The organism is Streptomyces sp. NPDC047072 (assembly GCF_040643855.1).
Classification (GTDB): domain Bacteria; phylum Actinomycetota; class Actinomycetes; order Streptomycetales; family Streptomycetaceae; genus Streptomyces.
Genome location: NZ_JBEYVC010000049.1, coordinates 38,918 through 59,072 on the forward strand (window position 1 = coordinate 38,918; position 20,155 = coordinate 59,072).

Annotated in this window: 15 protein-coding genes, 1 tRNA gene and 1 pseudogene; 8 read left to right on the forward strand and 9 right to left on the reverse strand. The window is 70.7% G+C overall.

All coding sequences use genetic code 11. The features are described 5' to 3' along the window. Positions 1-2 precede the first annotated feature (2 nt). Positions 3-75 (reverse strand) — tRNA-Asn (locus ABZ896_RS22085). 144 nt (positions 76-219) lie between these two features. Between ABZ896_RS22085 and ABZ896_RS22090 the strand changes: the two genes are divergently transcribed. The 4 genes from ABZ896_RS22090 to ABZ896_RS22105 all read left to right on the forward strand — a co-directional run bounded on the left by ABZ896_RS22090 (position 220) and on the right by ABZ896_RS22105 (position 5,896). Next, the gene (locus ABZ896_RS22090) at positions 220-525 is read left to right on the forward strand and encodes a YtxH domain-containing protein (protein WP_360931550.1); all 306 of its coding nucleotides are present in this window, start codon (positions 220-222) and stop codon (positions 523-525) included. Positions 526-611: 86 nt separating this feature from the next. Continuing rightward, on the forward strand, positions 612-2,054 hold the full coding sequence (locus ABZ896_RS22095) for an FGGY family carbohydrate kinase (RefSeq protein WP_360931553.1): 1,443 nt from the start codon (positions 612-614) through the stop codon (positions 2,052-2,054). A 180-nt stretch (positions 2,055-2,234) separates the two neighbouring features. Beyond that, the gene (locus ABZ896_RS22100; RefSeq protein WP_360931556.1) at positions 2,235-3,968 is read left to right on the forward strand and encodes an ABC transporter ATP-binding protein; all 1,734 of its coding nucleotides are present in this window, start codon (positions 2,235-2,237) and stop codon (positions 3,966-3,968) included. Next, on the forward strand, positions 3,968-5,896 hold the full coding sequence (locus tag ABZ896_RS22105) for an ABC transporter ATP-binding protein (RefSeq protein ID WP_360931559.1): 1,929 nt from the start codon (positions 3,968-3,970) through the stop codon (positions 5,894-5,896). Before ABZ896_RS22100 ends, ABZ896_RS22105 begins: the two co-directional genes overlap by 1 nt. 32 nt (positions 5,897-5,928) lie before the next feature. On the opposite strand, the gene ABZ896_RS22110 is transcribed toward ABZ896_RS22105, so the two are convergent. From ABZ896_RS22110 to ABZ896_RS22130, 5 genes are all read right to left on the reverse strand, one after another. Beyond that, positions 5,929-7,221, reverse strand: coding sequence for an RNA polymerase sigma factor (locus ABZ896_RS22110; protein ID WP_360931562.1), 1,293 nt, complete (start codon positions 7,219-7,221; stop codon positions 5,929-5,931). Positions 7,222-7,322: 101 nt separating this feature from the next. After that, on the reverse strand, positions 7,323-9,230 hold the full coding sequence (gene dnaG, locus ABZ896_RS22115; protein ID WP_360931565.1) for a DNA primase: 1,908 nt from the start codon (positions 9,228-9,230) through the stop codon (positions 7,323-7,325). 29 nt (positions 9,231-9,259) lie between these two features. Continuing rightward, positions 9,260-10,525, reverse strand: coding sequence for an FAD-dependent oxidoreductase (locus ABZ896_RS22120; protein WP_360931568.1), 1,266 nt, complete (start codon positions 10,523-10,525; stop codon positions 9,260-9,262). A gap of 135 nt (positions 10,526-10,660) precedes the next feature. Then, positions 10,661-11,902, reverse strand: a complete 1,242-nt coding sequence (locus tag ABZ896_RS22125; protein WP_360931571.1) for a deoxyguanosinetriphosphate triphosphohydrolase — start codon at positions 11,900-11,902, stop codon at positions 10,661-10,663. Positions 11,903-11,941: 39 nt separating this feature from the next. Next, complete coding sequence (locus ABZ896_RS22130) at positions 11,942-12,835, reverse strand: sirohydrochlorin chelatase (protein WP_360931574.1); 894 nt, start codon at positions 12,833-12,835, stop codon at positions 11,942-11,944. Between the two features lie 212 nt (positions 12,836-13,047). Between ABZ896_RS22130 and ABZ896_RS22135 the strand changes: the two genes are divergently transcribed. Beyond that, the gene (locus ABZ896_RS22135) at positions 13,048-13,758 is read left to right on the forward strand and encodes an ElyC/SanA/YdcF family protein (protein ID WP_360931577.1); all 711 of its coding nucleotides are present in this window, start codon (positions 13,048-13,050) and stop codon (positions 13,756-13,758) included. 221 nt (positions 13,759-13,979) lie between these two features. Continuing rightward, a complete protein-coding gene (locus ABZ896_RS22140; protein WP_360931580.1) occupies positions 13,980-16,241 on the forward strand; it encodes a molybdopterin oxidoreductase family protein in 2,262 nt (753 codons plus the stop codon). A 134-nt stretch (positions 16,242-16,375) separates the two neighbouring features. Here the strand turns inward: ABZ896_RS22140 and ABZ896_RS22145 are convergent. Together ABZ896_RS22145 and ABZ896_RS22150 are read right to left on the reverse strand one after the other, a co-directional pair. Beyond that, a pseudogene (locus ABZ896_RS22145) lies at positions 16,376-16,624 on the reverse strand (protocatechuate dioxygenase); the annotation flags it as partial. Between the two features lie 58 nt (positions 16,625-16,682). Then, the gene (locus tag ABZ896_RS22150; RefSeq protein WP_360931583.1) at positions 16,683-17,105 is read right to left on the reverse strand and encodes a gamma-glutamylcyclotransferase family protein; all 423 of its coding nucleotides are present in this window, start codon (positions 17,103-17,105) and stop codon (positions 16,683-16,685) included. A 130-nt stretch (positions 17,106-17,235) separates the two neighbouring features. Here ABZ896_RS22150 and ABZ896_RS22155 point away from each other — a divergent pair, with 130 nt between their 5' ends. Further along, positions 17,236-18,891: a M4 family metallopeptidase gene (locus tag ABZ896_RS22155; protein WP_360931586.1), complete on the forward strand. Its 1,656-nt coding sequence runs from the start codon at positions 17,236-17,238 to the stop codon at positions 18,889-18,891. 47 nt (positions 18,892-18,938) lie between these two features. On the opposite strand, the gene ABZ896_RS22160 is transcribed toward ABZ896_RS22155, so the two are convergent. Beyond that, entirely contained in the window at positions 18,939-19,622 is a 684-nt protein-coding gene (locus ABZ896_RS22160; protein WP_360931589.1) for a DUF6461 domain-containing protein, read from the reverse strand. Positions 19,623-19,695: 73 nt separating this feature from the next. On the opposite strand from ABZ896_RS22160, the gene ABZ896_RS22165 reads away from it, so the two are divergent. Next, entirely contained in the window at positions 19,696-20,064 is a 369-nt protein-coding gene (locus tag ABZ896_RS22165; RefSeq protein ID WP_360931592.1) for a hypothetical protein, read from the forward strand. Positions 20,065-20,155: the final 91 nt, after the last annotated feature.

Here is a 20,155-nt window from a genome sequence, read left to right on the forward strand (position 1 = left end):
AGCTCCCCCGACTGGACTCGAACCAGTAACCTGCCGGTTAACAGCCGGCTGCTCTGCCAATTGAGCTACGGAGGAATGCCTCGCTGCATCGAACGTACCTGCCTGGGTATTCGCCAGGGGGCGGTCGCTCGCTGCGACACATACATTAGCGCAAGCAGGGGGGTGCTCCGCCAATCGGTTCCCCCCGGCAGCGACCTACACGAGGGAAGGGTGGCCACCATGCGCTACAAGCTCACGTTCGTCGTCGGGCTCGCTGTGGGTTACGTGCTGGGCACGCGTGCCGGGCGCGAGCGCTACGAGCAGCTGAAGAAGTCGGCGCGCCAGGTCTCGCAGAACCCGGCGGTCCGCAACACCGCGGAGACGGCGGCCCAGCAGGGCCGGCAGTTCGCGGGCAAGGCGTACCACGCGGTCAGCGACAAGGTCGGTGACCGGGTCCCGGAGTCCGTGACCCAGCGGGTCCGCTCACTGCGGGACCGCAACACGAACGGGACGGCACAGGACGACTGGGGAACCAGCGGCACATAGAGCCACCGGGCACACATAGAGCCGCCCGGTGCACATAAAGCCGACGGGGCGGAAGCCCACCCGGCGGCGCCCATAGAATTTTCGCCATGGGGATAGTCGCCGGGCTGGACAGTTCGCCCGATTTCACTCGCATCGTGGTCTGCGACGCGGACACGGGTGCCGTGCTCAGGCAGGGGTATGCCCCGCACCCGATCGAGGGCGGGGCACGTCCCTCCGACGTCGACCCGCAGGCCTGGCTGCTCTCGCTCGGGGAGGCCGCCGGCGGCGGCCTCCTGGAGGGCGTCCAGGCCATCGGCGTGTCGGCCCAGCAGAACGCCCTGATCGCGCTGGACGCGCAGGGCAACACCGTCCGCCCGGCCGTGGTCGGCGCCGACAAGCGCACCCAGGTCGCGGCGGCGGATCTCATCGACGCGCTCGGCGGCCGGGAGGCCTGGGCGCAGGCGGTGGGCTGTGTCCCGCAGGCCGCGCAGCCGGTCACCAAGCTGCGCTGGCTGAACAAGACCGAACCGGACAACGCCCTGCGCACCGCCGATCTCATGCAGGCGCACGACTGGCTGGTGTGGCAGCTGCTCGGCCGGCCCGTGAGAAGGACCACCGACCGCGGCGGCGCCTCCGGCACCGGCTACTGGTCGGCCGCCACCGGCGGCTACCGCACCGACCTCGTCGAGCTGGCCCTCGGCCACCAGGTCATGCTCCCCGAGGTGATCGGTCCCTCGGAGGCGGCCGGTACGACCCCCGAGGGGCTGCTGATCTCGGCCGGGACCGGGGAGACCATGGCCGCCGCCTTCGGGCTCGGGATCGGGCTCGGGGACGCCGTCGTCTCGCTCGGCGCGTCCGGGTCCGTGATGGCCGTCCACCCCGAGGCGCTCGTCGACAGCAGCGGGATGATCACCTCGCTGGCCGACGCGACCGGCCTGCACCTCCCGGTCGTCACCACCCTGAACGCCGTACGGACCCTGCGCGGGGCGGCCGAGATGCTCGGGCTCAACGACCTGGAGAGCCTGTCCGAGCTGGCGATGAAGTCGACGCCCGGGTCCCACGGGCTGGTGCTGCTGCCGTATCTGGAGGGCGAGCGGACGCCGAACCTGCCGCACACCGCCGGGACGCTGAGCGGGCTGCGGCGGGAGTCGATGAAGCCGGAGCACCTCGCGCGGGCCGCGTTCGAGGGGATGCTGTGCGGGCTCGCGGACGCGCTGGACGTGCTGCGCGGGCGGGGTGTCGAGGTGCGGCGGGTCTTCCTGCTGGGCGCGGCGGCCGAGCTGCCCGCCGTACAGGCGGCGGCGCCGGCGCTGTTCGGCGCGCAGGTCGCCGTACCGCAGCCGGCCGACTACGCGGCGATCGGTGCCGCCCGGCAGGCGGCCTGGGCGCTCGGGACCTCGCAGGGCACGCTGGATCCGCGCACCCCGCCGATGTGGCAGGGCGCGGCCGCGCAGATCCTGGAGCCAGGCGACGAGCTGGCGGTGGGCCAGGCGGTGCGCCAGCAGTTCGTGTCGGTACGGGAACAGACGTACCCCGGTGCCTTCCGGTAGACCACACAGGAGAAGGCTCCGGAAGGTAAGAGTCCGGTAGGAAGCACGGACCCGGCGCACCCGTAAGGCCGTACGAAGCACTGCTGTCGGCTTAATCGGTTGAGGTAACACGGGTGGAGTGTCCGACGATAGGGGCCAGGGGCAACCAACCGTCCCGTCGCCGACTCCGAGAGACGTAGCGTGCTCATACGACTTCTACGGACCTATCTCAGGCCCTACAAGAAACCCATCAGCATCCTGGTGCTGCTGCAGTTCCTGCAGACCTGCGCCACCCTCTACCTGCCCACACTGAACGCCGACATCATCGACAACGGCGTCGTCAACGGAGACACCGGCTACATCCTCTCCTACGGCGCCCTGATGATCGGTATCTCGCTGGTGCAGGTGGTCTGCAACATCGGTGCCGTGTTCTACGGCGCCCGGACCGCGGCCGCGCTCGGCCGGGACCTGCGGGCGGCGGTGTTCGACCGGGTGCAGTCGTTCTCGGCGCGCGAGGTGGGCCACTTCGGGGCGCCCACGCTGATCACGCGTACGACCAACGACGTCCAGCAGGTCCAGATGCTGGCGCTGATGACGTTCACGCTGCTGGTGTCGGCGCCCATCATGTGCGTGGGCGGCATCGTGCTGGCGCTCGGCCTGGACGTGCCGCTGTCCGGGGTGCTGGTGGCGGTGGTGCCGACGCTGGGCATCTGCGTGACGTTGATCGTACGGCGGCTGCGACCGCTGTTCCGGTCCATGCAGGTGCGGCTCGACACCGTGAACCGGGTGCTGCGCGAGCAGATCACCGGCAACCGGGTGATCCGGGCGTTCGTGCGGGACTCGTACGAGGAGGAGCGCTTCCGGAAGGCGAACACCGACCTGACGGAGATCTCCCTCAAGACCGGCAACCTGCTCGCGCTGATGTTCCCCGTGGTCATGACGACGGTGAACCTGTCGTCGATCGCGGTGGTGTGGTTCGGCGCCCACCGGATCGACAGCGGCGGGATGCAGATCGGTGATCTGACCGCGTTCCTCGCCTATCTGATGCAGATCGTCATGTCCGTGATGATGGCCACCTTCATGTTCATGATGGTGCCGCGTGCGGAGGTCTGCGCCGAGCGCATCCAGGAGGTGCTGGAGACGGAGTCGAGCGTCGTACCGCCGCTCGCGCCCGTCACCGAGCTGCGCCGGCACGGGCATCTGGAGATCCGCGGAGCCGGGTTCCGCTACCCCGGTGCCGAGGAGCCGGTGCTCAAGGAGATCGACCTGGTGGCCCGGCCCGGCGAGGTGACCGCGGTGATCGGCTCGACCGGCAGCGGCAAGTCCACGCTGCTGGGCCTGGTGCCCCGGCTGTTCGACGTGACCGACGGCGAGGTGCTGGTCGACGGCACCGCGGTGGCCGACCTCGACCCCGTGCTGCTCGCCAAGACGGTCGGGCTCGTCCCGCAGAAGCCGTACCTCTTCGCGGGGACCGTCGCGACCAATCTGCGCTACGGCAATCCCGACGCCACGGACGAGGAGCTGTGGCACGCGCTGGAGGTGGCGCAGGCCAAGAGGTTCGTCGAGGGGCTGGAGAACGGCCTCGACTCCCCCATCGCCCAGGGCGGGACGAACGTCTCGGGCGGTCAGCGGCAGCGGCTCGCGATCGCGCGGACGCTGGTGCAGCGGCCGGAGATCTACCTGTTCGACGACTCCTTCTCGGCCCTCGACTACGCGACGGACGCGGCCCTGCGCGCCGCGCTCGCCGAGGAGACCGCGGAGGCGACCGTCGTGATCGTCGCCCAGCGGGTGGCCACCATCCGTGACGCCGACCGGATCGTCGTCCTCGACGAGGGCCGGGTCGTCGGCACCGGCACCCACCGCGAGCTGATGGCGGACAACGAGACCTACCGGGAGATCGTGCTCTCCCAGCTGACGGAAGCGGAGGCCGCCTGATGGCCGGGCCCATGGGACGGATGATGGCGGGCACCGGCCCGGACAGCCGTTCGCTGGACTTCAAGGTGTCCGGGCGGCGGCTGCTCGCCCAGTTCAAGCCGGAGCGGGTCACGCTCTACGTGATGCTGGTCTGCGTGGTGTTGAGCGTCGGGCTCAACGTCGTCGGGCCGAAGATCCTCGGCAAGGCGACCGACCTGGTCTTCTCCGGGATCATCGGGCGGCAGATGCCGTCCGGGTCCAGCAAGGCGGAGGTGCTCGCCTCGATGCGGCAGCGCGGCGAGGGTCAGGTCGCCGACATGCTGCAGAGCACCGACTTCACGCCCGGCAAGGGGATCGACTTCACCGCCGTAGGACATGTGCTGCTGTTCGCGGTCGGGGTGTTCCTGGTCGCCGGGCTGCTGATGGCGGTGGCGACGCGGATGGTCAACCGGGCCGTCAACCGCACTATGTACCGGATGCGCGAGGACGTGCAGACGAAGATGGCGCGGCTGCCGCTGTCGTACTTCGACAAGCGCCAGCGCGGTGAGGTGCTCTCCCGGGCCACCAACGACATCGACAACATCGGGCAGACGCTCCAGCAGTCGCTGGGACAGCTCGTCAACTCGCTGCTGACGATCGTCGGTGTGCTCGCGATGATGTTCTGGGTCTCCTGGCTGCTGGCGCTGGTCGCGCTGGTCACCGTGCCGCTGTCGGCGGTCGTCGCCACCCGCGTGGGCAAGCGGTCGCAGCCGCACTTCGTGCAGCAGTGGCGCTCGACCGGCAAGCTCAACGCGCACATCGAGGAGATGTACACCGGGCACACCCTGGTGAAGGTGTTCGGGCGGCAGGAGGAGTCGGCGCAGCAGTTCGCCGAGCAGAACGAGGCGCTGTACGAGGCCGGGTTCAAGGCGCAGTTCAACAGCGGGGTCATGCAGCCGCTGATGATGTTCGTGTCGAACATCAACTACGTGCTGGTGGCGGTCGTCGGCGGGCTGCGGGTCGCGACCGGCGCGCTGTCGATCGGTGATGTGCAGGCGTTCATCCAGTACTCCCGGCAGTTCTCGATGCCGCTGACACAGGTCGCCTCCATGGCCAACCTCGTGCAGTCCGGAGTCGCCTCCGCCGAGCGGATCTTCGAACTCCTGGACGCGGAGGAGCAGGAGGCGGACCCCTCGGTCTCGGACAGGCCCGAGGAACTGCGCGGGCGAGTCGCCCTGGAGCACGTCTCCTTCCGCTACGACCCCGAGAAGCCGCTCATCGAGGACCTCTCGCTGAAGGTGGAACCGGGGCACACGGTCGCGATCGTCGGCCCGACCGGCGCCGGCAAGACGACCCTCGTCAACCTGTTGATGCGGTTCTACGACGTCTCCGGCGGCCGGATCACCCTCGACGGCGTCGACATCGCGCGGATGTCGAGGGACGAACTGCGCGCCGGCATCGGCATGGTGCTCCAGGACACCTGGCTGTTCGGCGGCACGATCGCGGAGAACATCGCGTACGGCGCCTCGCGCGAGGTCACCCGGGGCGAGATCGAGGAGGCGGCCCGGGCGGCCCACGCGGACCGTTTCATCCGCACGCTCCCCGAGGGCTACGACACCGTGATCGACGACGAGGGCAGCGGGGTCAGCGCGGGCGAGAAGCAGCTCATCACGATCGCGCGGGCATTCCTCTCGGACCCGGTGATCCTGGTCCTGGACGAGGCGACCTCCTCTGTGGACACCCGCACCGAGGTCCTGATCCAGAAGGCGATGGCCAAACTGGCCCACGGCCGCACGTCGTTCGTGATCGCCCACCGCCTCTCCACCATCCGGGACGCGGACACGATCCTGGTGATGGAGAACGGCTCGATCGTCGAACAGGGCACGCACACGGACCTGTTGGAGGCGGGAGGGGCGTACGCCCGCCTGTACAAGGCGCAGTTCGCGCAGGCGGTGGCGGAGGTGGACTAACGGGAAGGGGCCGTTGGGAAACGGCCCCTTCCTCAGTCCAGATAACCCCGAAGCTGATCCGCAAAAGCGTGATCCCGCAGTTTGTTCAGCGTCTTGGACTCGATCTGCCGTATCCGCTCCCGGGTCACCCCGAAGATCCGGCCGATCTCCTCCAGCGTGCGGGGCCGGCCGTCGGCCAACCCGTACCGCAGCTGGACGACCTTCCTCTCCCGCTCACCCAATGTCGACAGCACCGCTTCCAGGTGCTCCCGGAGCAGCAGGAACGCCGCCGACTCCACGGGTGACGTCGCGTCGCCGTCCTCGATGAGGTCGCCCAGCGCGACGTCGTCCTCCTCGCCCACCGGGGCGTGCAACGACACCGGTTCCTGGGCGAGTCGGAGCACCTCGCTGACGCGCTCCGGCGCCAGGTCAAGATGCGTGGCGACCTCTTCCGGCGTCGGCTCGTAGCCGCGTTCCTGGAGCATCCGGCGCTGGACCCGGACGACCCGGTTGATCAGCTCCACGACGTGGACCGGGACCCGGATCGTGCGGGCCTGGTCGGCGAGGGCCCGGGACATGGCCTGGCGGATCCACCAGGTCGCGTAGGTGGAGAACTTGTAGCCGCGGGCGTAGTCGAACTTCTCGACGGCCCGGATGAGGCCGAGGTTGCCCTCCTGGACCAGGTCGAGCATGGTCAGGCCACGGCCGACGTACCGCTTGGCGACGGACACCACGAGCCGCAGGTTCGCCTCGATGAGGCGGCGCTTGGCCATCCGTCCCATCACGACGATCCGGTCGAGGTCCAGCGCCAACTGGCTGTCCAGATCAGGGGTGTTGCTCAGCTTCTCCTCGGCGAACAGGCCCGCTTCGACGCGGCGGGCGAGTTCGACCTCCTCGGCCGCGGTGAGCAGCGGGATGCGGCCGATCTCCCGCAGGTACTGGCGGAACAGGTCCGAGGACGGTCCGCTGGTGTCGGCGCGGGCGCGGGCCGGTACCGGTGGTTCGACCGGCTCGGGTGCCTCCGTGCTCTCCAGCACGTCGGCGGGCGGGCCCTCGGGCTCCGCCTCGGGGTGGTGCGCGACACGGCTCTGCGGGGGCACCGCGACCAGGACGTCGGTCTCGGTGTCCTGCTCTGCCGTGTCGTCCGTACCGTTCTCGGTCTGTGTGAGGGTCTGGGTCTGCACGGGGGCGACCTCCAGGATGATCGCTGCCAAGGAGTACGGCAGCGGTACTTCGGGGGCGGAGTCGGCGGCCTCGCCGCTGTCCGTCCCGTACGCGATGAGCGGAACCGCGGGGGTCTGGGACCCGCTGGGGACGGATCGGCCGCGCTCCGAGGACTCAGGCACCGCAACCCAGTGTGGAGTACGACACATCGCCGCCACGAGGGGCGTGCGGTGACTTTTTGCAATCGGGCCGTGACCGCGCAGTTACCCCGCCGTACGGCCGGCTAGAGGGCCGACGCCCCTTGCTCGCGCAATGCCTGGCCGTACTGCTGGAGGACCCACACCTCGTTCTGTACGGCGGCCAGGTGGGCCGGGTCGCCGCCGGTGCCGAGGCGGATCAGGGTGCCCTGCATCTCCTGGATGCGGCGGTCGACGGCGCGGCGGCGGACGGTGACCAGTTGGGCGCCCGCGTAGAGCTCGTCGACCGTCTTGCGCATGATCGCCTCGACGGCCAGCTCCGTGACCATGGCGCGCACCGTGTCGTCCGGGGCGGCCTCGCGGACCCGGACGAGGTAGTCCTGCGGGTCCTGGACGCCGTACTCCACGCCGCCCGCCTCCATGATGGCCTCGCGTACGGCGGCGTAGGGCGCGCAGGTGAACTCGTCGACGCCGTACGCGTCGAAGGCCGGGGAGACCAGCTCGGGGCGCTGGAGGGCGAGCTTGAGGAGCTCGCGCTCGGTGGCGTAGACGGGGTTGCGCAGGGTCAGCGCCGGGCCGGAGACGGCGGGGCGGGGGGCGGAGTCGTACGGCTGCTGCTGCGGACCGCGTCCCGACGGGGCCGGGCCCTTGCCGCCGCGGTCGCGGGCCCAACGGGCCAGCTGGGCCACCCGCTTGACGACGAACTGGGTGTCGAGGATGCCGAGCATGCCGGCGAGCTGGACGGCGACCTCGTGCTGCGCGCCGCTGTTCTTGATGCGGGCGACGATGGGGGCCGCTTCGTCGAGGGCGGCGGCGCGGCCCGCGGGGGTGTCGAGGTCGTAGCGGACGACGATCTGGCGCAGCGCGAACTCGAAGAGGGGGGTGCGGGGTTCGACCAGGTCGGCGACCGCGTCGTCGCCCTTGGCGAGGCGCAGGTCGCAGGGGTCCATGCCGTCGGGGGCGATGGCGATGTAGGTCTCGGCGGCGAACTTCTGGTCGTCCTCGAAGGCGCGCAGGGCCGCCTTCTGGCCGGCCGCGTCGCCGTCGAAGGTGAAGATCACCCGGGCCGAGCCGTTGTCCATCAGCAGGCGGCGCAGGATCTTGATGTGGTCGCCGCCGAAGGCCGTACCGCAGGTCGCGATGGCGGTCGTCACGCCGGCGAGGTGGCAGGCCATGACGTCGGTGTAGCCCTCGACGACGACCGCGCGGGAAGCCTTCGCGATGTCCTTCTTCGCGAGGTCGATGCCGTAGAGGACCTGGGACTTCTTGTAGATCGCCGTCTCGGGCGTGTTGAGGTACTTGGGGCCGTTGTCCGCCTCGTAGAGCTTGCGCGCACCGAAGCCGACGACCTCGCCGCCGATGTCGCGGATGGGCCACATCAGACGGCCGCGGAAGCGGTCGATGGGGCCGCGGCGGCCCTCCTGGGAGAGGCCCGACAGGAGCAGCTCCTTGTCGGTGAAGCCCTTGCCGCGCAGGAAGCGGGTGAGGTGGTCCCAGCCCTGGGGGCTGTAGCCGACGGAGAAGTGCTGGGCGGCGGCCTGGTCGAAGCCGCGCTCGGCGAGGAACTGGCGGCCGGTGTCGGCCTCGGGGCTGACGGCCAGCTGCTCCATGTAGAACTCGGCGGCGATCTTGTGGGCCTCGACCAGGCGGATGCGTTCGCCGCGCTGGTGGGCGGGGTTGTAGCCGCCCTCCTCGTAGCGCAGGGTGATGCCGGCCTGGGCGGCCAGGCGCTCGACCGACTCCGAGAAGGTGAGGTGGTCGACCTTCATCACGAACGTGATGGTGTCGCCGCCCTCCTGGCAGCCGAAGCAGTGGAAGAGTCCCTTGCTCGGGCTGACCTGGAAGGACGGCGACTTCTCGTCATGGAACGGGCACAGGCCCTTGAGGTTGCCGCCACCCGCGTTGCGCAGCTGGAGGTACTCGGACACCACGGCGTCGATCGGGACCGCGTCCCGAACCGCCTTCACGTCCTCGTCGTTGATCCGTCCTGCCACGCGTGAATTCTACGGTGGTGGACTGACACCTACGGGACGAGGCTTTCGAGCGGAACGTGCGGGTCCGCCAGGGACTCCGTGTTCACCTGTGTCTTCGTGCTGATCAGCTGCTGGATCGGGTCCGTGACGTCCCACACGTTGACGTTCATCCCCGCCAGCACGCGACGGTCCTTCAGCCAGAAGGCGATGAATTCCCGCTTTCCGGCGTCGCCGCGGATCACCACTTCGTCGTACGTGCCCGGGGGTGCCCACCCGCTGTACTCCATCCCCAGGTCGTACTGGTCGGAGAAGAAGTAGGGCACCCGGTCGTACGTCACCTGACGGCCCAGCATCGCGCGGGCCGCCGCCGGGCCGCCGTTGAGCGCGTTGGCCCAGTGCTCGACGCGCAGCCGCGTGTCGAAGAGGGCGTGATGGAAGGAGGCCACGTCACCGGCCGCGTGGATGTCCGGGTCGGAGGTGCGCAACCGCTCGTCGACCACGACACCGCCGCCGTGGGAACGGTCCGCGATCTCCAGCCCCGCCGCCTCCGCGAGCGCGATCCGCGGGGCCGCGCCGACCGCCGCGAGGACGTCGTGCGCCGGGTGCTCCTCGCCGTCGTCGGTGCGGGCCGCGAGGACCATGCCGTCCTGGCCGACGATCTCGGTGAGCCGCGCGCCGAAGTGGAAGCGGACGCCGTGCTCGCGGTGGAGTTCGGCGAAGACGTTGCCGAGTTCCGGGCCGAGGACGGAGTGCAGCGGGGTCGCCAGCGGCTCGACCACGGTGACCTCGGCGCCGTACTCCCGCGCCGCCGCCGCGACCTCCAGGCCGATCCAGCCGGCGCCCGCGATCACCAGGTGGCCGTTGTCCCGGCCGAGGGCGGCGAGCACGCCCTTGAGGCGCTCGGCGTGCGCGAGCCGGCGCAGATGGTGGACACCGGCCAGGTCGGTGCCCGGGATGTCCAGCCGGCGGGGCTCGGCGCCGGTCGCGAGGAGCAGCTTGTCGTAGCGGACGACGGTGCCGTCCTCGCCGAAGCGGACCGTCTTCGCCGTACGGTCGATCGCGTCGACGGTCTCGCCGAGGTGCAGCTCGATGTCGTTGCGCGCGTACCAGGCGGGTTCGTGGACGAAGACGCTGTCGCGCTCCTCCTTGCCGAGGAGGTAGCCCTTGGAGAGCGGCGGGCGCTCGTAGGGGTGGTCGCGTTCGTCGCAGATCAGTATCACGCGGCCGGTGAAGCCCTCGGCCCGGAGCGTCTCGGCCGCCTTCGCGCCGGCGAGACCCCCTCCGACGATCACGAAAGTCTGATCCGCGTCGACCACTTGATGCCTCCTCGTAAAGGTGCCGCCACCTTGGAGCGTCCCGCACGGAGCGTGAGGGGGGAAGAGGGAGTGGCCCGATCAGGCCACGGAGGGTCACATTCGGGCGCGTTTCCCGTCACTCCTGTCGCCTGTGTTCTACACGTGCCCCATGAGACGCGCATGAAGCGAGCGCGCCGACGCGTCGGTGAGCGAGGCGATCTGGTCCACGATCACCCGCTTGCGCGCACGGTCGTCGGACGCCTGGTCGAACAGCGCACGGAACTGCGGGTCGAGGCCGTCCGGGGCGCGGGCGGTGAGCGCGTCGGCGAGTTCGGCGACGACGATCCGCTGGTCGGCGCGGAGCCGCTCCTGTTCGGCGCGCTGCATGACGTACCGGTCGGCGACGGCCTTGAGGACGGCGCACTCCAGGCGGGTCTCGTGCGGTACGACGAGTTCGGCGGTGTACCGCGTGAGCGGGCCGGTGCCGTACCGCGCGCGCGTGGCGCCCTCCGCGGCGAGGCAGAAGCGGCCGATGAGCTGGCTGGTGGCGTCCTTGAGGCGGGCCTGGGCGACGGCGGAACCGTCGTAGCCGTGCGGCCACCAGGGTTCTTCTTGGAGCCTGTCCAGGGCCGCGGCGAGTTCGGCGGGGTCGGTGTCCTCGGGTACGTAGCGGCCGCGGGCCACCGCGAAGACCTCCGCGCGTTCCGGGTCCGCGTGCAGGACGTTGGGGTCGATGTGGCCCGCGTGCAGGCCGTCCTCCACGTCGTGCACGGAGTACGCCACGTCGTCGGACCAGTCCATGACCTGGGCCTCGAAGGTGGTGCGGGTGCCGGGGGCGTCCTTGCGGATCCAGTCGAAGACGGGTCGGTCGTCCTCGTAGACGCCGAACTTGGGGGTGTTGTGGGCGCCTCGGGGCCAGGGGTATTTGGTGGCCGCGTCGAGGGTGGCGCGGGTGAGGTTGAGGCCTACCGAACCCTCTTCCGTGAAGCGTTTGGGTTCGATGCGGGTGAGGAGTCTGAGGGACTGGGCGTTGCCCTCGAAGCCTCCGCAGTCGCCCGCGAATTCGTTCAGCGCCTGTTCGCCGTTGTGGCCGAAGGGGGGGTGGCCGAGGTCGTGGGCGAGGCAGGCGGCCTCGACCAGGTCCGGGTCGCAGCCCAGGGCTGCGCCCAGTTCTCGGCCTACCTGGGCGCATTCCAGGGAGTGGGTCAGGCGGGTGCGGGGGCTGGCGTCCCATACCTGGTTGCGGGTGCCGGGGGTGACGACCTGCGTTTTGCCGGCGAGCCTTCTGAGGGCGGCGGAGTGGAGGATTCTTGCGCGGTCGCGTTGGAAGGCGGTGCGGCCGGGGCGTTTGTCGGGTTCTGGGGCCCAGCGGTCGGTTGAGTGCGGGTCGTACGACATGCCTCGACAGTAATGTGCCTATTCAGTTGCCGGGTACGGTTATACGGCGAGTGCGGCCTGTTCGTGGCTGGTCGCGCAGTTCCCCGCGCCCCTTAGGTGGGATGCCTGGTCGTAGCGGTGCAGGATCAGGTCGGTCATCGCGGGGTGCGTGCCCAGGGGAGCGGACGCTATCCAGGGAGCCTTCTCCGCGCACTGGGTGGCGAACAGGCCCGGGGCCGTGAAGTACGACGCCACTGCCACCCTGTGGCGGCCCCTTGCCGTCAGTGACCTGATCGCTGTTTCCACCGTGGGGGTGGCCGCGGAGGCGTAGGCCGGGATCACCGGGACTCCCAGGCGGGCCGCGAGGAGTTTGGCGGTGTGGCGGGTGTCCAGGGCCGACTCCGGGTCTCGGGAGCCTGCTGCCGCGAGGACCACCGCGCTTTCCCTGCGGGTCTCCGCGTCCATCTTCGTGCGCCAGCCCGCTTCCACCAGGCGGGCGTGCAGGGTCTCCACCAGGAGGGGGTGGGGGCCCAGAGGCGCCGCCACGCGCGTGTGGGCCTTCGCTGCCGTCGCCATCTCCGGGATGTCCCGCTTCACGTGGTAGCCGCGGCTCAGCAGCAGGGGGACCAGGACCGCCTCCGACTCGCCGAGGGCGGCCAGGGTGTCGGGGAGCAGGGGCTCGTTGAGTTCGATGTGGCCGAGGTGCACCGGGAGGCCGGGGCGGGCTTCGCGGACCTGGTCCAGGAGGCGGTGGACCGTGTTCAGGGTGCGCGGGTCGCGGCTGCCGTGGGCCACGACGACGAGCGCCGGGGGCTCGGGGCGCCGCCTGCCGTCGAGGGAGACGAGGCTGAGCTGGCTGGCGAGCTGGCTGCTGATCCGGTTCATGAGATGCGCCGTACTCTCTAGGTCCTCGCGAGGAGCTTGCGATGTGCTCGTCTTACTCGTCGCCGTCATGGATCGATGGTCGCCGGGGCAGGTTGCCTTCCCGTTGCGCCGGAATGACGGGGGTTTTCGGGGGGTTCACGGTGGGGGGCATGGGGTGTGTGAGGTGGCGTGAGCTGGGGCTTTGGCGCTCGCAGTGAGCCTGGTCACGTGCTGGTCGGCGAACCGTTCCGGTTGACGGTACGTCTCTGGATGTCGAAAGCCGACCGGGGAGGGCCCGTCCGATGCGACGTCCGTTGCGACTTCCGAAGCCGCTTCCGAGACCGCGCAGACCACGTCTGCCGCGCACGCGTGCCGGCCGGCGGCGGCTCGTGCGGGCCGTGGTGGCGGGGTGCGTGCTCGCCCTCCTTCCGGCTACCTGGCTGCGCCTGACGACCGGCGACCGGCTGCGGACGACGTCGGACGCGCCCCGCACCGACGTCGCCGTCGTCTTCGGCGCGGGGCTGTGGGACGGCGAGCCGTCGCCGTATCTCGCCCACCGGCTGGACACGGCGGCCACGCTGTACCGCGAGCGGAAGGTGAAGGTCGTCCTCGTCACCGGGGACAACAGCCGTGAGGACTACGACGAGCCCGACGCCATGCGCACGTATCTCACGCGGCACGGGGTGCCGGACGTGCGGATCGTCAGCGACTACGCCGGCTTCGACACCTGGGACTCCTGTGTCCGCGCCCGGAAGATCTTCGGCGTGGACCGGGCGGTGCTGATCAGCCAGGACTTCCACATCCGGCGGGCGGTGGCGCTCTGCGAGGCGGCGGGCGTCGACTCGTACGGCGTCGGCGTGGCCGACAAGCGCGACGTCACCTGGTACTACGGCGAGACCCGCGAGCTCCTCGCGGCGGGCAAGGCGGCGCTGGACGTGGTGTTCCGGCCGGATCCGCGGTTCCTGGGGCCGAAGGAGACGGGGGTGGCCGCCGCGCTGGCCGGCGGGGGGTGAGGTGGGGCGGCGTACCCATGGCGCGGGGCAAGGGCGAGCTCTCGGGTGCCGGGGGCAGGTGCGGGGCGCGGGGGCCAGGGTGCGGGGACCAGGGTGCGGGGACCAGGGTTCGGGGGCGCGGGGCGCCTCACCGGTGCGGCTCTTCGGCAGGGAGGGTGCCGTCTTGGCGGCGTAACACAGAGCCGTCCCCGGCGTAACACGGCCGAAGCACGCTGGAGGGCATGTCTGACTCCGTGACGCCCACGCACTGCCCGTACTGCGCCCTGCAGTGCGGAATGAACCTCACCCCCGCTCCGGACGGGACCGTCGAGGTGAGCGAGCGCGCGGACTTCCCGGTGAACCGGGGGGCGCTGTGCGGCAAGGGCCGTACCGCGCCCGCCGTGCTCTCCTCCCGGGTGCGCCTGACCTCCCCGTTGGTGCGCTCCGGGGGCACCCTCGTGCCCGCCACCTGGGACGAGGCGCTGGACCGGATCGCGGAGGGGCTGTCCCGCACGCGTACGGAACATGGCCCGGACGCGTGCGGGGTCTTCGGCGGGGGCGGGCTGACCAACGAGAAGGCGTACGCGCTCGGGAAGTTCGCCCGGGTGGTGCTGGGCACCTCGCAGATCGACTACAACGGGCGCTTCTGCATGTCGTCCGCGGCGGCCGGCGGGATGAAGGCGTTCGGCCTCGACCGGGGGCTGCCGTTCCCGCTGGAGGACATCCCGAAGTCCGGCTGTGTGATCCTCGTGGGCTCCAATCTCGCGGAGACCATGCCGCCGTCGCTGCGGTTCTTCACCGAACTGCGCGAGAACGGCGGCACGTTGATCGTCATCGACCCGCGCCGGACGAAGACCGCCGAGCAGGCCGACCTGCATCTGATGCCCCGGCCGGGGACCGATCTCGCCCTGGCGCTCGGGTTGTTGCACCTGGTCGTCGCCGAGGGGCGGGTCGACGAGGAGTACGTCCGGGAGCGCACGGTCGGCTGGGAGGACGCGCGGGCCGCCGCGATGGCCCACTGGCCGGAGTACGTGGAGCGGATCACCGGTGTGCCGGTTCCCCAACTCCGCGAGACGGTACGGATGTTCTGCGAGCCGGAGTCCGCGATGGTGCTCACCGCGCGCGGGCCCGAGCAGCAGTCCAAGGGCACGGACACGGTGAGCGCGTGGATCAACCTGTGCCTGGCGACCGGGCGCGCGGGGCGGCCGTACAGCGGATACGGGTGTCTGACCGGGCAGGGCAACGGTCAGGGCGGACGTGAACACGGCCAGAAGGCCGACCAGTTGCCCGGCTACCGCAAGCTGGACGACCCCGCGGCGCGGCGGCATGTTGCGGAGGTGTGGGGCGTGGACCCCGACTCGCTGCCCGGACCGGGGCGCAGCGCCTACGAGTTGCTGGACGCGCTGGGTACGGACATCAGGTCGCTGTTGCTGATGGGCTCCAACCCGGTGGTGTCGGCGCCGCGTGCCGCGCATATCGAGGAGCGGTTCAAGTCCCTTGATTTCCTCGCCGTCTGCGACGTCGTGCTGTCGGAGACGGCGGCGCTCGCGGACGTGGTGCTGCCGGTGACGCAGTGGGCCGAGGAGACGGGCACGACGACCAACCTGGAGGGGCGGGTGCTGCTGCGCAGGCGCGCGATCACGCCCCCGGACGGTATCCGCAGCGACCTGGAGGTCATGCACGAACTCGCCGACCGGCTGGGCGTGGAGAAGGGCTTCCCGACGGATCCGGAAGAGGTCTTCGAGGAGCTGCGCCGGGCGAGCGCGGGCGGGGCGGCGGACTACTCGGGGATCACGTACGGGCGCCTCGCGGCGGAGAACGGGGTGTTCTGGCCGTGCCCGGCGGACGAGACGCCGGGTGCGGGCGGGTTGCCCGACGCGGGCGGCGACTCCGGGAGCACCGGGTCGACGGGCGGCTCGGCGTCGGCCGGGACCGCCGGAGGCAGCGCCGCGCGGGCCGCGTCTGCGGTCAGTGGCGGCTCCACGCAGGCCGCGTCCACGGTCGGTGGCGGCTTCGGCCCCGCCGCCTCCTCCGCCCCCCACCCCGGCACCCCCCGGCTCTTCCTCGACCGGTTCCACACTCCCGACGGGCGGGCCCGGTTCGTCGCCGTGTCGCATCGGGGGATCGCCGAGGAGCCCGATGACGAGTACCCGGTGCTGCTGACGACCGGGCGGGTCGTGGCGCAGTATCAGTCGGGGGCGCAGACCCGGCGGGTGGACGAGCTGAACGCGGCCGCGCCGGGGCCGTTCGTGGAGCTGCACCCGCGGCTCGCGGAGCGGCTCGGGGCGGCCGAGGGCGACCCCGTCGCCGTGATCTCGCGGCGGGGCCGGGCGGTGGCGCCGGCCCGCATCACGCTCGGCATCCGCCCGGACACCGTCTTCATGCCGTTCCACTGGTACGGCGAGGGCCGCGCCAACACCCTCACCAACCCGGCCCTCGACCCGACCTCCCGCATGCCGGAGTTCAAGGCGTGCGCGGTGCGGGTGGAGGCGGTCGGGCGCTAGACGGGGTTTTCGCCCCCCACCCGGTCGGTGGCTGTCCGCTCGGCTGTGGGTTGCTCCTTGTCCGGGTCGATGCCGACGGTGAGGGTGGCCGTGAAGCCCTTGGCCACCGAACCGGTCACCGTCGTCAGGACGTCCTTCGCGCCGGTGTGCACCTTGACGTGGACGTGGGTGGCGCGCGGGGTGTAGCAGCCGGGGCAGATCGTCGTGAACTCGACGACCCCGTCGCCGTCGGTCGTCCGATAGCCGCGCAGGTACGTCGTGTCGTCGGCGCCGCCGGTGTCCTCGCTCTCCTTCGGCGCGCTGCCGCCGGGGGTGTAGCCGGAGTAGTAGCCCCACGCGTCGCAGTGCCAGATCTCCACGGCCGCGTCCTTCACCGGACCGCACGAGGTGACGCCGAGTCCCACGGCGGCCCCGGCCGCCGCTCCGCCGGACCCGGGTGACTCAGCCGCGGGACAACCAGTCGCCGCTCTCGATGAGTTTGCCGTGGGTGCGCAGGCGGGTGGCGACCGGGGGTGCGGCCAGGTAGACCCATGCGGGCACGGACGTGCCGTCGGCCGTGCGGGTCACCTCGCGGGGGACGCGTTCGTACAGGTTGCGCGGGTCGCCGGGGGCGTACTCCTCCAACTCGTCGAGGGCGGCGAGCAGTTCGGTGTAGGCCTCGGCCCGTGGGGTGACGAGTTCCCCCGCGATCACTCCCCCGGCCTCCTCCACGGCATACGGGTAGCCGGGGCCGTCGTACAGCAGCGCGTCGGCGAGGCGGGCGGGCTCCTCGGAGCGGATCCGGCCGCGCAAGAACAGGTCGTGGTTGACCTCGCCGGGGCGCAGCGTGCCGTAGACGAAGAACGGGAGTCTCGCAGGGGTCACAGAAACGATTCTCTCCTCTCACACATCTGCACGTGAGGCGCCCTGGACATGACATGTCGGGGCCTCTTAAATCTTCGTCAACATCTGCGCCACCCCCCACGCGCCCTCGGGCGCCCTTCAGAGGAGACAGATGAGCCGGATACGCCCGTACGTCCGCAGCGCTCGCTCCCGTCGTCTCGCCACCGCCGGAGTGGCCGCCACCGCCGCCACCCTGCTGGCCGCCGCCCTCTCCCCCGCCGCCGGGGCGGCCGACAGACCGACCAGGGCCACCGCCCTGGAGAACGCCGCGTCCGTCCTCGGCGAGGAGGCCTCGGCTCTCGGCCTGACCTCCGCGCAGGGGACGAAGGTACGTGACGTCATCGTGGACAAGGACGGCACGCAGCACGTCCGCTACGACCGCACCTACCGCCAACTGCCCGTCCTGGGCGGTGACTTCGTGGTCCACCTGGCGTCCGACGGAACGTACCGCAGCGCCTCGCGCGCCACCCGGAGCGCGATATCCCTGGCGTCGGTCACCCCCGCGCTCTCCGCACCGAAGGCCGCCGACCTCGCGGTGAACGCGCTGAAGGCCGCCAACCTCGGCGAGACCCTGAAGAAGGTGACGGCCAAGCCCCAGCTGGTCGTCGACGCCCTGCACGGCGCGCCCAGACTGGCCTGGCAAACCAACGTGGTGGCGCAGGACTCGCTCGGCAACCCGGTCGCCCGCCTGGTGCTCACCGACGCGCGCACCGGCGCCCAGATCGACGCCTGGGACACCATCGAGACGGCGACCGGCGACGGCAAGTCGCTGTACAGCGGCACGGTTCCGCTGGAGACGACGGTGTCGGGGTCGACGTATCAGCTCAAGGACGCGACGCGCGGGAACACGTACACCGGTGACGCGGCGAACAAGACCGACCTGTGCGTCTTCGGGATCTGCATCAGCCGGGCGCCGGCGACCCTCTTCACCGACGCCGACAACCACTGGGGCACCGGGGCGACTTCGGACCGCTCGACCGCCGCGGTGGACGCGCAGTACGGCACCGACGTCACCTGGGACTACTACAAGAACGTCCACGGCCGCAACGGCATCGCGGGCGACGGCAAGGGGTCGTACAACCGGGTGCACTACGGCTCGGCGTACAACAACGCGTTCTGGGACGACAGTTGCTTCTGCATGACCTACGGCGACGGGGACGGGACGACCTTCGGGCCGCTGGTCTCGCTCGACGTGGCGGGCCACGAGATGTCGCACGGCGTCACCTCGAAGACGGCGGCGCTGACCTACTCGGGCGAGTCCGGCGGGCTCAACGAGGCGACCTCGGACATCTTCGGGACGCTGGTGGAGTGGTACGCGGGCAACTCCACCGACACCGGGGACTACCTCATCGGCGAGAAGATCGTGAAGTCGGGCTTCGGCAAGGCGGCGCTGCGGTTCATGGACCAGCCGTCGAAGGACGGCAACTCCGCGGACTACTGGAGCAGTTCGGTCGGCAACCTCGACGTGCACTACTCGTCGGGCGTCGCGAACCACTTCGCGTATCTCCTCGCGGAGGGCAGCGGGGCCAAGACGATCAACGGGGTCAGCTACAACTCCCCCACGTACAACGGCAGTACGGTCACCGGGATCGGCCGGGACAAGCTGGGGAAGATCTGGTACCGGGCGCTGACCGTCTACATGACGTCCTCGACGAACTACGCGGGCGCGCGGACGGCGACGCTCAACGCGGCGAAGGATCTGTACGGGGCGGGCAGCGTGGAGTACAACGCGGTGGCGGCGGCCTGGAGTGCGGTCAATGTGAACTGACCTGTGTGTCTCCTGATACGGCCGTCCCGGCTTCCGGGGCTGCCGTCTCAGTGGGGGCGGAGGTCGATGGTGATGCCGTGCCACTCCTCGGGGGGCTCCTCCGGGAGTTCGGCCAGCTCGAACTCCGCTTCCTGGAGCAGCGCTTCGGTCACGCGGACCCGTGTGAGGCGTTCGGTGAGGGCGAGGACGGCCGCCTTGCGGTCGACGTTCGGATCGCCGTCGCCGTACGGGTCGAGGCCGAGGTCGGTGAGGACGATGTTCAGTGCGTCGGGGGTGGAACCTTCGCGCCGGGCGGCGTGCTCGAAGGTGATGCGCAGCTCGCCGTTCTCGTGCCAGTGGAAGAAGTCCATCGGCTTGCCGCCGTTGCTGGAGTGCGTGACGGCGCGGGTGCCGGTGGAGAGCGGTTCCATGAGTCTCGGGCGCACGCCGAGGTCGCCGCTGAAGTTCAGGGCCAGGGACCAGGGTTGGCCGTTCTCGTCCCGTACGGCGCACACTCCCACGAGGGACGACTCGGGCATGTAGCCGCAGTCGTCCATGAACTCGCTGCTCTTCTCCACCAGTTCGGCCGATCCGTGGCAGGTGCCGAGCGGTTCCGCCGCGATTCTCTCGACCAGTTCGGCCGGGGTGAGACCGCGTACGAGGGTCAGGGAGTAGCCGAGTTCCATGGCGTAGGCGAACAGGGGCGAGGAGTGGCGTATCCAGCCGTAGTCGGCCGCGGTGGGTTCGGGCATGTGGGCATCCTGCCAGGGGGTGATGCCGGGGCCATCCGTTGGGGCGACCATGGGAGCGGTGGAAGGAGGGTGCGTGGAAGGGGACTTGGAGGGAGACGCGGCCGGTGCCGATCCGCACGTCCATGTCGAGGCGCGGGTTGTCCGTGGCGAGGCGGGGGTCCGCCACGTGCTCGCGTCCACGTTCGGTCTGGTGGGGAGCCTGCCGAGCGTGGTCAGCACCGGGTGCGGGATACGGGTGCCGTACGCCATGACCTCGCCGCGACCGGACCGGGTGACGTGTCTGGCCTGCCGCGAGCACGCCCGCGCGGAACATCTGCGCTTCGCGGACCTGGTCGAGGAACTGGGTGGGCAGCCCGGTTCGACGATCACCGCCGAGCAGGCACGCGAAGTCGCAGCACGGCACCGGGGGTTGGCGGCGGGGTTCGGCGAGGGGCGGTCCTAGGGCGTGTTGCGAAAGTCCCGTCGTCCGCCCGGAGGGCGGGCCGGGCGGCGTTCGGTGCGTGCTCTCGGCGTGCCGGACGGAAGCCCTCGTA